This is a genomic window from Anaerococcoides asporogena, from assembly GCF_029590275.1.
Lineage (GTDB): Bacteria > Bacillota > Clostridia > Clostridiales > Clostridiaceae > JG1575.
Genome location: NZ_CP120965.1, coordinates 3,182,421 through 3,196,528 on the forward strand (window position 1 = coordinate 3,182,421; position 14,108 = coordinate 3,196,528).

12 protein-coding genes are annotated in these 14,108 nt (G+C 51.7%); 8 read left to right on the plus strand and 4 right to left on the minus strand.

Annotation, left to right across the window (positions count from 1 at the left end):
• Positions 1 to 403 precede the first annotated feature (403 nt).
• Positions 404 to 871: a hypothetical protein gene (locus P6M73_RS14590; protein ID WP_277853753.1), complete on the plus strand. Its 468-nt coding sequence runs from the start codon at positions 404 to 406 to the stop codon at positions 869 to 871.
• A 421-nt stretch (positions 872 to 1,292) separates the two neighbouring features.
• Here the strand turns inward: P6M73_RS14590 and P6M73_RS14595 are convergent, their stop codons facing one another.
• Positions 1,293 to 1,679, minus strand: a complete 387-nt coding sequence (locus tag P6M73_RS14595; protein WP_277853754.1) for a hypothetical protein — start codon at positions 1,677 to 1,679, stop codon at positions 1,293 to 1,295.
• A gap of 391 nt (positions 1,680 to 2,070) precedes the next feature.
• Positions 2,071 to 2,580: a hypothetical protein gene (locus P6M73_RS14600; RefSeq protein WP_277853755.1), complete on the minus strand. Its 510-nt coding sequence runs from the start codon at positions 2,578 to 2,580 to the stop codon at positions 2,071 to 2,073.
• A 365-nt stretch (positions 2,581 to 2,945) separates the two neighbouring features.
• On the opposite strand from P6M73_RS14600, the gene amrA reads away from it, so the two are divergent.
• From amrA to P6M73_RS14620, 4 genes are all read left to right on the plus strand, one after another.
• Positions 2,946 to 4,340: an AmmeMemoRadiSam system protein A gene (amrA, locus tag P6M73_RS14605; protein WP_277853756.1), complete on the plus strand. Its 1,395-nt coding sequence runs from the start codon at positions 2,946 to 2,948 to the stop codon at positions 4,338 to 4,340.
• The gene (amrS, locus tag P6M73_RS14610; RefSeq protein WP_277853757.1) at positions 4,337 to 5,155 is read left to right on the plus strand and encodes an AmmeMemoRadiSam system radical SAM enzyme; all 819 of its coding nucleotides are present in this window, start codon (positions 4,337 to 4,339) and stop codon (positions 5,153 to 5,155) included. The genes amrA and amrS overlap by 4 nt, the downstream gene beginning before the upstream one ends.
• Before the next feature lie 33 nt (positions 5,156 to 5,188).
• Positions 5,189 to 6,019: a DNA-formamidopyrimidine glycosylase gene (gene mutM, locus P6M73_RS14615; RefSeq protein ID WP_277853758.1), complete on the plus strand. Its 831-nt coding sequence runs from the start codon at positions 5,189 to 5,191 to the stop codon at positions 6,017 to 6,019.
• Between the two features lie 278 nt (positions 6,020 to 6,297).
• A complete protein-coding gene (locus P6M73_RS14620; RefSeq protein ID WP_277853759.1) occupies positions 6,298 to 7,335 on the plus strand; it encodes an exonuclease domain-containing protein in 1,038 nt (345 codons plus the stop codon).
• A 460-nt stretch (positions 7,336 to 7,795) separates the two neighbouring features.
• On the opposite strand, the gene P6M73_RS14625 is transcribed toward P6M73_RS14620, so the two are convergent.
• On the minus strand, positions 7,796 to 9,532 hold the full coding sequence (locus P6M73_RS14625) for an IS1634 family transposase (RefSeq protein ID WP_277853760.1): 1,737 nt from the start codon (positions 9,530 to 9,532) through the stop codon (positions 7,796 to 7,798).
• Between the two features lie 410 nt (positions 9,533 to 9,942).
• Here P6M73_RS14625 and msrB point away from each other — a divergent pair, with 410 nt between their 5' ends.
• Positions 9,943 to 11,010, plus strand: a complete 1,068-nt coding sequence (gene msrB / locus P6M73_RS14630; protein ID WP_277853761.1) for a peptide-methionine (R)-S-oxide reductase MsrB — start codon at positions 9,943 to 9,945, stop codon at positions 11,008 to 11,010.
• 209 nt (positions 11,011 to 11,219) lie between these two features.
• On the opposite strand, the gene srtB is transcribed toward msrB, so the two are convergent.
• On the minus strand, positions 11,220 to 12,023 hold the full coding sequence (srtB, locus tag P6M73_RS14635; protein ID WP_277853762.1) for a class B sortase: 804 nt from the start codon (positions 12,021 to 12,023) through the stop codon (positions 11,220 to 11,222).
• Between the two features lie 100 nt (positions 12,024 to 12,123).
• Between srtB and P6M73_RS14640 the strand changes: the two genes are divergently transcribed.
• Positions 12,124 to 12,414, plus strand: coding sequence for a hypothetical protein (locus P6M73_RS14640; protein WP_277853763.1), 291 nt, complete (start codon positions 12,124 to 12,126; stop codon positions 12,412 to 12,414).
• Positions 12,415 to 12,510: 96 nt separating this feature from the next.
• A complete protein-coding gene (locus tag P6M73_RS14645) occupies positions 12,511 to 13,560 on the plus strand; it encodes a fasciclin domain-containing protein (protein ID WP_277853764.1) in 1,050 nt (349 codons plus the stop codon).
• Positions 13,561 to 14,108 lie beyond the last annotated feature (548 nt).

The window sequence follows — 14,108 nt, forward strand, 5'->3', positions numbered from 1 at the left end:
GCTGATTGCCGTTTGGCAGAATACTGATCCATGCTTGAAACCTCGAAATATCATAATAAATGATTTCGTATGAATGGGAAGGATTATTCTGCCATCAATTCTCTGGAAGATGCCCTTTCACCCATTTATCAATCGATTCATCAAAATACATCTGTTTTTTTTATGAATTATTCCGAACTACTCATTCCGGTATTATCCTTATATTTCAGGTATATAATTTAAATATCAGTTCATAATAGCCAATTATTTATTATTTAATTTTATAAAATTAAATTTTACTTTCCTAATAAAATAATGCTACTATTATTTATAAACAGGCATGACAATGTCCAAGTGGAATTATCCGGTCACTTTCCAATCCTGCCGATTTCCGCATAGAAGGTAAATAAGGAGACAGCTTAGCATGAAAAAACCAAAACTGAAAATTATTATTGGATGCGTTCTATTGATCAGTGCCATCTACATTCTGTTCTATCGGCCCGCCTATTTCTCTGCCACTATCTGGGGCAGCCGATTTGATGCCGTTACGCTGATCGATGCCCAGGGGAAAGAATCACCCATCGATTTGGATGCCCACCCGGAAATCCAACGCGGTTCCTTCCTGTCTTCGTTTCTGGCAAATAGATTCCGAAGAACTTACCTGAGCAAACCAGAAACTCAAACCAGCATTGTTTTATCAGTAACCGGCAAAGACAAGAACGGAAATCTGATGAAACGCAATGCCCGATTCTATGAGGATGGCCATGTGGAACTGAACACCTTCGGCAATGATGCGGATATAAAAAGCGGGATGTACAAACTTGCATCCGATCATCCAATTGACTATGCCGCCTTGGTGGAGAGTCTCCAAGTAATTATGAAAAATCCTTAGGTTCTGTCCCTTCCTCGAATGGGTTCCAAATCCTCCGAACGGGCCCTGACAAAAAGTCGTGCTATTTCTTAAGGTTTTCCCCAGTTGATCTTGATCCGCCAACATACATACTGGGAAGCGACGGCTGTGGATCAATTCCCGGCTGAAGTCCAAATCAGACAGTCCCAATCAGACAGTCCGAATATTAGTGGAAGCGAGTATTCCTCTTGAATCTCATGAAAATTCATCAAGATTAAATGGCAGGTTGAAGAATCCTTCAACCTGCCATTCTCGATTGGTTTCCTGTACGCGGGTTCCCAAACAGCTGCCGCTTAGCGACAGCATGGCCTGTTGTCGGCTGTCCTGCTGCCGTCATCCCTGGATCCGGATGGGGATGAATCAAACCAGTCCGTAACTGCCTCCTAAAAAATATCGTCAAGGCCTAATCCCGAAGGTTGTACCCGACAATTTGTCCGGTAACTGCATCAACTAATTTTTCCACGTTGCCGGTGATTTGGTAATTCTCCGACCGAAAAGTCACCAGATAAACCTGCTGCCCCTGGTACTCCTCCGGTACGTAATAACGGTCAGAGGTTATGCCATTCGCTTGGATCAGCTCAACAGTACCGTCGCTCCAACCGGCAATTGCTTCGATTTGCTCCGCAGGCTCCAACTGACTCCAGGTGTTTTTCAAAACCTGTTCCACCTGAATCCGGCTGACTGCGTCATTCTCCCGGCGATTGCTTACATAGAACAAAACCGGGGCAAAGAGAATGACCAGTCCGACCACAACGATCCCCGTTCTAAAAAAATTCCTGTTATGCATCATCAATCCTCCGATTAACCAGGATCCGCAGCCCGTTCGATCCAGGCAGCTTCCCCGAATGCTTGTTACGGAAATACTAACAGTTTTTTTTAACAAATGAAACCTGCCTGGATTGTTTTTTATCAATGTTTGCGATTTGTTCATCAAAAGCATCCTGCCCTTATGGTACGGATGAGTGCAACGAACCCCCATGAGGTCCGGTCTGCTCTGGCCTAAAGGGGGTACGGCACATGGAAATATCTGATAATGTCGAACTGACAGAGGGCCAGGCTGCGTGAAGTCTCAACCTGACCCTGTCTGACTGTTTCATTTCTGCCGGAGATTCCCACCGGAGATTCCAACCCGAGATTTCCTCTGAGATTCCTGACGGAGATTCCGGTTCAAAATTCCTGCGTTAACCGCGCTGCTTATCCTGCGCTACTTTTTGCGCAACCTCCACCGTGGTATCGGCTTCCTCTCGATCAGAACCGGTTGAACCGAATCGTTCGGCGTCCTTGCGCACGCACAGAACCACATCCCCTTTCTGGTAACTTTCGCCGGCGAAGTCGGATCCGTCACTGCAGGACAGAATGTTGACATCTTTCTGGGAGTCCTCCGTAATACGTCGGGACAACTCTTCATTCTGAGTGTAGACATAGATATCGGCTCCCCGATAGCCCAGCTTGTTCAACTGTCGGATCGCCCGGTCAGTGCCTTCTTCATCGCGGTAGACACCGAAAATCTGTTTGTCTTTAAGCTGTTCGTTCAGTTCGCCCTCTCCCGGGATAATATCCAGATGGAGTGCTTCCTGGTCGGTTTCGCGGTCGGGAACCGGTACCTGAGTATTTTCCCGGTTCTGACTGATGCTGTGTGCCTCTTCTGAATTTGCATTCAGGTTCTGATTGAGCTTCCGATGATCGTTCAAGGATTACCCCTCCTTTTGCTGCATGGTTATAGGGATAGTATAGGAAATTTTCCCGGTCCGGTGTCTGAATTTTGTTTGAACGACACTGACTCCGAGGATGGAATCATAGGGAGCGCTTTTCACAGGCTTACTGTCTGCAGGAACAGCAGGGGATGCAGACGCTGCTGCGAGGAACTTCCACCGGAAATCGATCCGTCTTTGTGTCACGATCTGTTCACAAAAGTTTCTTATACTAGGGGTATCAGATGGGACCGTGCAGGAAGCAGCGCCGTAGAATCAACCAGCCAGGCATTCAACATTTCATGACTGTCCTTGCGCCTGCGGTTTTGCTGCAACTGCTCCGGATCCCCAAGGAGGGTTGAACCATGTCGATACTTGCTGCTTATTGCGTTCCCCATCCGCCCCTGATTTTGCCGCAGGTTGGACGCGGTGAAGAAAAGAGGATCGCTGCCACCATTGAAGCGTACCGGACCGTAGCGAAAGAAATCGCTCAGCTGGCACCGGATACCATTCTTCTGACCAGTCCCCATCTGCCCATGTACCAGGATTACTTCCACATTGCGCCGGGAAAAGCGGCCAAGGGCGACATGTCCCGGTTCGGCGCACCCGGAGTTCAGCTGGAGGTGCCCTATGACACGACATTTGTCCGGGAACTGTCGCTGGCACTGGCCAAAGTGAGTTTTCCCGGCGGTACGGAAGGGGAACGAGATCCGGAGCTGGATCACGCCAGCTTTGTCCCCCTCTCCTTCATTCTGGAGCTTTATCAGGATTTTCGGCTCGTCCGAATCGGTCTCTCCGGACTGGATCTGACCCGTCACTATGAACTGGGACAACACCTGAAAGCGGTGGCTGACACGCTGAACCGACGCTGCGTCTTTGTCGCCTCGGGCGATCTGTCGCACCGCCTGATGCCGGATGGCCCCTACGGATTCCATCCCAGCGGGCCGCGCTACGATGAGCAGATCATGTCGCTGCTGGCCAGGGCAGATTTCGGCGGAATCCTGGGAATGGATCCGGATCTGTGCGAAGAAGCCGGGGAATGCGGCCACCGCTCCTTTGCCATTATGGCCGGAGCGCTGGACCGAACCAGAGTGGAAGCCAGGAAACTAAGCTATGAAGGACCTTTCGGAGTAGGCTATGGCGTCGTATCATTCCACCCCCAGGGGCCGGACGAATCCAGGGCATTCCTGGAAATCTACCGGCAGCAGTCACAGCAGGAGGTGCAAAAAGCGCGGACAAATGCGCACCCGCTGGTGCAGCTGGCTTTGTCGGTGATCCGCGATCGGCTGGAGGGACACCGCGCGCACAGGAATCCGCCGGCAGATCGGTCCCTGCCTGAGGCGTTTGCCAAGGAGCGGGCCGGGGTGTTCGTTTCCTTGAAAAAGCATGGCAGGCTCCGCGGCTGCATCGGCACCATTGCTCCCACCACGGAATCCATCATCGAGGAAGTGAAGCGCAATGCTGTGGAAGCTGCGTTTTTTGATCCCCGCTTTTCCCCGCTTGAGGCGGATGAACTGCCGGATCTCGTCTGCAGCGTCGATGTGCTGGAACCGGCGGAGCCAATCTCCGGCCTCGCCGAGCTCGATCCCCTGACGTACGGCGTCATTGCAACCAGCGGACGGCGCCGCGGACTGCTGCTGCCGAATCTGGCCGGGATTGATACGGCCGATGAACAAGTTCGCATCGCCAAAGCCAAAGCCGGCATCGGCGAGGACGAGCCCTTTACTCTGGAACGATTTAAGGTGGTGAGGTATCAATGATTACCTGTCCGGTCTGTCCGCATCAATGCAAGCTGACCGAAACCAGCTTCGGGCGCTGCGGTGCCCGCACGGAACGGGAAGGCCGCTCCTTCCCTCTGAACTACGGCCTGGCTACGGCCCTGCACCTGGATCCCATCGAAAAAAAACCGCTGCTCCATTTCCACCCGGGAAAAACCATTCTTTCCTATGGCAGCTATGGCTGCAATATGCGGTGTACCTTCTGCCAGAACTATACCATCTCTACCCTGCGCCAGCCGGAGGGAACGCCGATCACACCGCGCGAACTGGCTGATGAGGCCATCCGCCTGATCCCTTCGGGCAATCTGGGGGTCGCCTTTACTTACAACGAACCAACCATCTGTCCCGAGTTCATCATTGACACGGGCCGGCTGGTCCATGAAGCCGGTCTGCTCAACGTTGTCGTCACCAACGGCTTTACCTCCCCTGAAACCATGGAAGCGCTGCTGGAAGTAGTAGATGCCTTCAACATTGACCTGAAAGCCTTCCGGGAGGACTTCTACCACCGGATGGGCGGAGGCCTGGAGCCCGTGAAGCAATCCATTGCGGCAGCCTTCAAGCGTTCCCATGTGGAGGTCACCACGCTGGTGATTCCCGGTGAAAATGACTCACCCGAGAAAATGAAAGAGGAATGCCAGTGGCTGGCCTCGCTTTCCAAGGAGATCCCACTGCATCTGTCCCGCTTTTTCCCGGCTTACTTAATGATGGATAAGCCGCCCACCCCGATCGCAACCCTGAAAACCCTGGAAGCCATCGCCTGCAAGTATCTGACCCATGTCCATCTGGGCAACGTCTGACCCAGTCACTCCCCTTTCCGCACGAGGTGAACCATGCCTGAACTACCCGAAATTCAAACGATTGTCACCGGACTCAACCGGCTCATCCTGCATAAAACCATCCAATCCTTCGACTGGAACTGGGCTAAGTCCTTCTTCAATTCAGAAGCAGCCGTCCATTCCGCCCTGAACCGGTCGGTCACCGGAGTCCGCCGCCGGGGTAAGGCTGTCCTGCTGGATCTGGACAATGGCCGGACCCTGCTGGTCCACCTGAAGATGACGGGCCAGCTGGTGGTGCAGCCGCCGGATGAAGAGAGCCCCTTTCCCGACCGCAGTACGCGGGTCGTCATCCGTTTCACCGACGGCACCACCCTGTACTTCAACGATCAGCGCAAGTTCGGCTGGGTGAAGATCCTGACGAAGGAGGAACTGGCCGCTCAGCCGTTTCTGGCCAGTCTGGGACCCGAACCCCTGAGCCGGCGCTTCACCGGTGACCATTTCAGGGAGCGGCTGCTCCGCCACCGGGAGACCACCGTCAAGGCTGCACTGCTCAACCAGACGGTGCTGGCCGGCATCGGCAACATCTACTGTGACGAAGCCCTGTTCCTGGCCGGCATCCTGCCCGACCGCAAGGTGAAATCTCTGAGTGACCAGGAGATCCGCCGCCTCCACCGCTCCCTGCGCAAAGTCCTGCGGATCTCCATTGAGCTGGGCGGCTCCACCCGGCGCAACTACCTCAGCGCCGAAGGAGTCCGGGGCCACTATCTGGATCAGGCCTTTGTCTACGGCCGTGACGGCGAGCCCTGCCGGACCTGTGGAACCCCCATCCGAAAAAACCGAGTGGCCGGGCGAGGCACTCACTTTTGCCCACACTGCCAGAGCTGATGGACCGGGCTCCGTCCGTTTCGCTTTCCTTCCCCCTAACTGTCAGGAGATGATGTGTTGAACAGCTACAGCTTTTTTGATGTGGAGACGCCCAGTCTCTACCACGATTCGATTTGTCAGATTGCCGTCATTCATGCCCCGCCGATTTCTTCCGGGAGAGTCACCCGCAGCTCGTTTCCGGAATGGTTGACATCACCGGGAGATCCGCAGCGAAAGCCATCCGCAGTCCATGAATCTCATCAATCCCCCCCGACGGATGGACCGAACTGGATTTCCTGGTGGATCCGGAGGATACCTTTCACCCCCGCAATATTTCGATTCACGGAATCCGACCTGCCCAGGTTGCGGGCAAGCCCAAATTTCCGGAAGTCTGGGATCAGATCCATCCCTTGTTCCAGGAGCAGATCATTGTCGGGCATAACGTCCGGTTTGATCTGTCGGTTCTGACGAAAAACCTCTACCATTACCACCTCACACCGCCCTCATTTTATTTTATCGATACCGTGGAGCTTCTCCGAAATCTGGTGCCGGAATGCCGTCAGGGCTTAAAGGAGTGCTGCCGCTACTTCAGCATCAACCTGGAACAGCACCACGATGCCCTGAGTGATACCCGCGCCACCTTGGAGCTGTTCCGGATCCTCACCCAGGATCTGTCCGGCCTGAATCGCTTTATTCACCGCTATGAACCCGGGGATCAGATGATCGGGTATGACCGCGGAATGTGCCGCAACCCGGCCACCGGAAAATGGCCGGCTGCCCGCCTGTCCCAAATGACCCGAAAAATTCTGGAAATGAAGCAGCTCGTGGCAGACATCGGATCAGACCGGGTGATCACAGCCAGGGAGCTGTCCCATCTGAACCGATGGATTCAGACCAATGAAGACTTAAGCGGCAGCTATCCCTTCGATGCTCTGCATCTGACCGTTGATTCCATCCTGCAGGATGGACGAATGGACCCTGAGGAAGAGGCCATTCTGCTGGAATTGATCGATTCCTTCCTGAATCCCCTCGCCGGCTCACAGCCCTGCCTGGATCAGGCCAATGATTTGAACGGGCGTTCCGTCTGCCTGACCGGAGAATTCAGCCGGGGCAGCCGGACCGAGATTGAACAGCTGCTGCTGCACCTGGGCGCTTCGATCTCCAAGGGCGTCACCCGAAAAACCGACGTCCTGCTGGTCGGCGCGTTGGGCGATGAGCGGTGGAGCTTCGGCAATTACGGCACCAAGGTGAAAAAAGCACTGGAACTGAAGGAAAAAGGACAACCCATCGAGATTCTCTCGGAAAAGGACGCCTGCCTGGATCAAATCGGGAAGTAAGTTCTGCCCCCTTCAGTGAAGACAGGAACATGCTCCCTCTGGAGCATTCCCCTGTCCTTTTCTTTCAGAGTCGAATCCACCCCGTCTGAAGGGAATTTGACAGGAGAATCAACGACCGAACCATTCGCTAATCCATGACTGCGCTTCCACCCAATCATGGACATGTTATCGTCACAGGTAAAGTCATAGTCACACCTCAATCAACGGCCCTATCAACGGCCTAATCAACGGCCCTATCAAGTGTGCAATCAGAGATGGGGTAGTTGGCAGGCTATCTCCGACAGTCCCATCCCCTGACAGATTCTGCCCTTCCTGCAGCGCAGACCGTGGAGTATGACACCCTGTGATAAGGCAGCAAAACCATGGACAACATCGCCGATTTGCTGTAATCTCGTCTTTGACACTTAATTGAGCAAAAAACTCTGTAGAGTGGCTTTAGAAGCCATTCTACAGAGTTTTTCTATTTGTCTTTTTTGCGTAATTTCTTGCCTTCTTTGACTTGCTTAAAAATATTTCTCATCATTTTCGAGCTGATGATTTCCCGATCTGTGTGAATACCAGCGACTTCATGGAGTTGGTCTGTCAGATCCGTTCTGGTGTAAGCCGGAATATATCCCTTGTTTCCCAATTTTCGAAAGCTCATTCCTCTCAATGTGCTTATGATCTCACTTTCCGTGTATTCTTCACCCAAGTTTAGCTCCAGGATCCGAAAGATCAGCAGTGACAGGAAACAGGTTAGGAAATGCGCATGAATCCGATCCTTATTCCGCAAGTAGACCGGTCGCGCTTTGAACTCGCTTTTCAGAGTCCGGAAGCATGCCTCAATCCTCCAGCGCTGTTTGTTGATGGCCAGAATTTGTTCAACCTCACCATCCACATTCGTGCAGACCGCATAGAAACCATCGTACCGGGCTTCTTCGGCAATCTTATCTGCATTGATTTGGAGGAGTTCTTTTTCAGCCACTTCTCCTTCCGATGTGCAGTGGGTCGATTCAATGAAGCGTTTAGGATCATTCGACCGTTTGCGATTCATCTTAGAAGGAGAAGTGGCCAGCTTCTCAGCCCGCAAGACCTGCTGGTCCCGAATGTTCTTTTGGTAGTGCTTGTATTTGGGGGAATAGGTCACGACCAGATGCTGTTCCAATCCATTTTCCTTGATCCAGCGCTCCTTGAAGTAGATCCGGTTGTTTCTGGGGCTGTCATGGATCTTTCGGATATCGATCTTGGCATCTATGCCCGAGAGGCTCCAGCCGCTCGGATCCAGCGCCCAGCTTTTCAGATGGTCCCTAAGCTGCTTGATGGACTGGGTTACCACATAGGCTCTGTCCTGAATGGCATTAAATTTACGATTGCTGATACTACCCAAGCCGGCATCCGTGCATACAATAAATTTCGAGAGCTCAAAGTCTTTGATGATTCGCTTTTCTAAGGGTTTGAGCGTAGGTTGCTCGTTCTGATTCCCCGGGTTGATGGAGAAAGCCAGCGGCAGGCCACTGCCGTCCATAAAAAGTCCCATCTGGACAAGGGGCGAGGGCTGATGTTGTTTTGATTGGCCATACTTTCTCAGATCATCCTCCTGCTCGATTTCAAAGAAATAGTTCGTGCAGTCATAGTAGAGAACCTTGGTATTGCGATCCACCGCCTTGAGGCTGTTTCGATAGACCTGAGTTTCGATGTCGCTGCTGTGAGCAGCTAGAAGACTCAGGGCACGATACACTTGGTGGAGTTCAAAATCCGGCCCTTCCAGGTATTGTTTCGAGCACTCATAGGATGAGTGCTTTGAGGAAGGGTTAAGAATTCGGGTATAGAGCAATCGAGAAAGAATCGCGTCGAGATTATATTCGATTTTATGTTCCAGAGCAATGGACTGAGCGATCTTATGCAGTCCGAGCAGATGGTAGATCTGTTCGAGAAAAAGGTATCCCCCCTGGAAGCTGTTGACCTCATTTTTGGGAATTTGCCTAGCACTGGAGAATTTCTGGATTATCGTTTCTTCACCCAGTTTCTTGGCTTCCCGCAGAGACTGAACGTACTCCTTTGCCCATACAATGGGATCCTGACCCTGTAATTTTTCCTGGAGTTCTGAAATGGTACCTAAGGATTCGACAACGACGGAGGTTCTTTTATTGCCCACAGTGACATCATCGATGACATAGAGGGACTGGGCATTCTTGGATTTGGAAATGCTTAATCTCATAATTTCTCACCCCTTATATCATAACGCATTACGAAACATTACGCAATAAAAAGACGGTCGAATTTGACTCAAAAAAATAAAAAAACCCTTGATATCAGGGCATTTCGAAGTTCATTCAGTTGGAGCAAGTGTCAAACTCCCGTGTGCAATCAGAGATGGGGTAGTTGGCAGGCTATCTCCGACAGTCCCATCCCCTGACAGATTCTGCCCTTCCTGCAGCGCAGACCGTGGAGTATGACACCCTGTGATAAGGCAGCAAAACCATGGACAACATCGCCGATTTGCTGTAATCTACAGTACAAGAAAAAACAAACTGGAACCTTTATTCGATTTCGGAACGCAAGCATGCATTGAACCTGCGGGTTCTTCGACCAACTCTATTTCTCTGTCTGTGCAGAAAGGTGAGACCCATGAAACCTGTCAAGAAAATAAAGCAAATTGTATCTGTTCTCCTCTGTGCCCTGGTGGGCGGATGTTCCACTTCAGGTCCTTCCACAACCTCCACTGCCTCCACCACCGTGGAGAAGAAAGCGACTGACCGGACGCTCTATCTGGCCGGAGGCTGTTTCTGGGGCGTGGAGGAATACTTCCAGCGAATCAACGGCGTTCGGGATGTCATTTCCGGCTATGCCAACGGGACCACAGATCAGCCGGTCTACGAAAAAATCAGTCAGACCGGGCATGCGGAAACGGTGCAGATTACGTTTGATCCCGCTCAGGTCAGCGTCGGTGAGCTTCTCGCCTATTACTTCCGGATCATTGACCCGGTCAGCGTAAACAAGCAGGGCAACGACGTCGGCACCCAGTACCGTACCGGCATCTACTATGAAACAGCGGATGTGGAAGCCATTGCCCGGCAGTTCCTGGCGGAAGAAGCCAAAAAATATGACAAGCCTCTGGCGGTGGAACTCAAACCTCTGAGCGGCTTCTATCCAGCAGAAGCCTATCACCAGGATTACCTGCGCAACAATCCCCTGGGTTACTGCCACATCGATCTGAGCCTGGCGGATGAGCCCCTGACAGATGTCTCTCGCTACACTAAGCCCGATCAGTCCACCCTGAAGCAGCAGCTGTCCCAGCTGGCCTTTGATGTGACTCAGAACGCAGCGACCGAGCGGCCTTTCACCAGTGAACTGGACAAGGAATTTTCCCCGGGGATCTATGTGGACATCGTCACCGGTCAGCCGCTGTTCTCCTCCGATGACAAATACGATGCCGGCTGCGGCTGGCCTTCCTTCACCAAGCCGATCACCGCTGACACCGTCAAGGAAGAGGAAGACAACAGCTACGGCATGAACCGGGTGGAAGTCCGGTCCGAGGCCGGCGATTCCCACCTGGGCCACGTCTTTGAAGATGGTCCGATAAGTTCCGGCGGACTGCGCTACTGCATCAACGGCGCCGCCCTTCGGTTTATCCCGCTGGCGGAGATGGAAGCAGCCGGCTACGGCGAATATCTAATCTTCGTTCAGAAGCGGTAATTCAAAAGAGAATAACTGCCATTCCCAATAACAAACACGCCCCCTTCGTGCTCATCAGTGACAAAGAAAGTCACTGATGAGCACGAAGGGGGCATTTTCTAGTGTTCATTTGAAGCGCATCCTTGGCCAAGCGCCGGAGGAACCTGGTCAGCGTCGATTTATCTCATGTTGGCGAGGTATTCGCATAACCTTATGGGTTACCTGGCATTTTATGGTTGAGTGATTTCCACGGCATGGACGATGGTTCGTCCGTTGTCGATGCCGTAGCTGCAGGTGACCAGAGAAAGGATGGAACCGCCTTCTACCGGTTGCTCCTCAGGATGCATGGACTGCTTCTGCCAGAGCTTCACTTCCTCTTCAAGAGAGCGGTCCGATTCAAAATGAAGCGGGATCACGGTATCGGTGGCGGTGATTTCATAGACTGAAAAAATTCGGAATCGTCTGGTCTCGTAAAGTCCTGAAACACTAATCTCACGATGGGATTCGAAGAACTTCCGGTCATGGTATCGCACCAGATCATGGAACATGGTTCCGTTCTTCATATTGTGACCATACAGTACCAGATGCCGATCCTTGAAATTTCCCAGATTTCGGTAATCCATGAACACCGTTCCAGCTTTCGCAGGCTTTCTGTAAAAGTCCATGATCAGATAGTCTGCATTGTCGCGGCTTCGTACATAAGGGTAGTCAATGGCTGTGCCGGGGACGGTCAGCCAGCCGGCATAATCGGGATTGATCTCCAGCCACTTATCGTTGGGATTGGGAATCAGGGGAAGCTCAGGGATGCCCTCGGACTCCTCCATGAGCGGATCATTTCGTACCGGTGGAGTTAAAAGTACTTCTTCGGTTTGAGGAATTTTCTGATCTGATTCAAATTTTCGCCGGTCAGCCAGTTCATCGTAAGCTGCCTGCGTCAGATTGTTGTTCCAGACGCCCAGTCCGGCCGTGGCCAGCAGTACCAGGCCGACTGCCATGACCGCGTTGAGCAGTCGCCGGATATTTGTTCTGTTCATTTGATTCACCCCTTGGTGATGCTTGATTTTTCATTCACCGGAACAACCAGGAGCCCAGAACCGATCGTTCAGTCTTGGGTGCAGTGAATATAGAAACCATATGGAACGGATGATCACACGGGATCGAACCTGGTTCTTCCTTGCTTTCATTTTATCACTAAATGAAATAAAAACCCGCAAAAAACAATTTATCACGTTTTGTAATATTTCAAAAAGAAATACTGCACCCTTGATGGATTCGGATTATATTCTAGTTGAAAGTAATTCTCAACAAGAAAGCAACCCCAAGAGAAAACCGGATGGTTTTCAACTGCTGGATCTCAGGTGCCCGATGAACCCGAAAGAAATCATTAACCAAACCAGCCGAATCAAAACCAAACTGAGAGAATGAAAACAAAATGGAATGAACCCAGACATCAAGAACCAAATCCTGATAACAAAGAAAAATCAAAAGTAAAAATCAAAAGTAAAAAATGGAGGAACAATCATGAAGAACATATTGAAAAGAATCCTTAATGTGGCAGTCAGCCTCTCGCTGTTTGTAGGAATTCCGGTCTACGCGGCCGATCAGAACATCGTTGAAATTGCCAGCGGCAATGACAGTTTTAAAACCCTGGTGGCTGCACTTCAGAAAGCCGAACTGGTGGATGACCTGCAGGGCGATGGACCTTTCACGGTGTTTGCCCCGACCGACGCAGCCTTTGAGAAACTGCTGGGCGAACTGAAAATATCGGCTGAGGATCTCCTGGGCCATCCGCAGCTTAAAGAGGTCCTGCTCTACCATGTAGTATCCGGCAAGGTCATGAGCACCGACCTCTCCAATGGAATGAAAGCGGCAACTCTCCAGGGCGAAGAAATCTCCGTCGATCTCTCGGATGGAGTCAAGATTAATGAATCCACAGTCGCAACCCCTGATCTGGAAGCATCCAACGGCGTAATCCACGTAATTGATACGGTTCTAGTCCCCGAAAGCTTCAAGCTGGAGCAGGAACCCCAGACTCCGGAAACTGTGGTAGACATCGCGCTGTCCAATGAAAACTTCAGCATCCTGGTGGCTGCTCTTCAGAAAGCCGAACTGGTCGATACCCTCAAAGGCGACGGACCCTTCACGGTCTTCGCGCCCACCAACAAAGCCTTCGAAGACCTGCTTGCAGCACTGAACATTTCAAGTTCCGACCTGCTGGCCCAGCCTGATCTGGCCAAAGTTCTCCTCTACCACGTAGTGTCCGGACAGGTACTGAGCACCGATCTGACCAATGGAATGGAAGCTGCCACCATCAACGGCGAAAAGATCAAGATCGATCTGACCGATGGCGTCATGGTCAATGACAGTAAGGTAACCACTCCTGACCTCAAGGCCGGTAATGGCGTAGTCCATGTCATCGACAAGGTTCTGGTCCCCTCCAACTTCAAGCTTCAGGAAGTGGATGACAACGGCGAAATCCCGAAGACGGGCGACATTGGATTTGCTCCTCTGGCCATCGCCGGATTGGTCTCCCTGATCGGAGCCGGAGTCCTGAAAAAGAGATTTTCCTAACCGAGTCTCTCCAGAGTAAATACCGAACCACTGAATCTGCATTGCAACAACAACAAGGGCAAGGACACAGCATTGCGACTCCTGCCTGACCTAAAAGGTCTCCGGCTTTCGGCCGGAGACTTTTTACGCTGAGAAAACTGACTTCTACCAGCTGCTTCCATCCTCCTCCATAACACATCATCATTGACTTTGTGATGGCCTGAATGTGCCGGTTGAGGCGGTTGGTTTGTTTCAGTCAGTTCTGGTGGTTGGTTTGTTTCAGTCAGTTCTGATGGTTTTAAGGTTCTGTTTGTTTCAGTCGTTTCTGACTGTTTTGTCGGTTCTGATGATAGTGGCGGTTCTACCGGCACTGCCGGTACTGAGGTTTGTGGTAATTCCGGCGATCCTTTCGGTTCTGATGGTTCAGCTGAAAAACACCTGGGCTTCTCACTCCGGAAAGAGTGAAAGGCCCAGGTGTTCCCACCGGCCATTTGCTTGGCCGGTTTCCCTTCGTTTCTGTGGCTGTCTGGATCTTTTGCAGATCTCTGTATGGTAAATTCCCCAAGATT

Coding starts and splice junctions, on each gene's coding strand:
- P6M73_RS14645 (WP_277853764.1), top strand. CDS start 12,511: ATGAAGAACATATTGAAAAGAATCCTTAATGTGGCAGTCAGCCTCTCG.
- amrA (WP_277853756.1), top strand. CDS start 2,946: ATGTCGATACTTGCTGCTTATTGCGTTCCCCATCCGCCCCTGATTTTG.
- P6M73_RS14640 (WP_277853763.1), top strand. CDS start 12,124: ATGGAACGGATGATCACACGGGATCGAACCTGGTTCTTCCTTGCTTTC.
- mutM (WP_277853758.1), top strand. CDS start 5,189: ATGCCTGAACTACCCGAAATTCAAACGATTGTCACCGGACTCAACCGG.
- msrB (WP_277853761.1), top strand. CDS start 9,943: ATGAAACCTGTCAAGAAAATAAAGCAAATTGTATCTGTTCTCCTCTGT.
- P6M73_RS14595 (WP_277853754.1), bottom strand. CDS start 1,679: ATGATGCATAACAGGAATTTTTTTAGAACGGGGATCGTTGTGGTCGGA.
- amrS (WP_277853757.1), top strand. CDS start 4,337: ATGATTACCTGTCCGGTCTGTCCGCATCAATGCAAGCTGACCGAAACC.
- srtB (WP_277853762.1), bottom strand. CDS start 12,023: ATGAACAGAACAAATATCCGGCGACTGCTCAACGCGGTCATGGCAGTC.
- P6M73_RS14625 (WP_277853760.1), bottom strand. CDS start 9,532: ATGAGATTAAGCATTTCCAAATCCAAGAATGCCCAGTCCCTCTATGTC.
- P6M73_RS14590 (WP_277853753.1), top strand. CDS start 404: ATGAAAAAACCAAAACTGAAAATTATTATTGGATGCGTTCTATTGATC.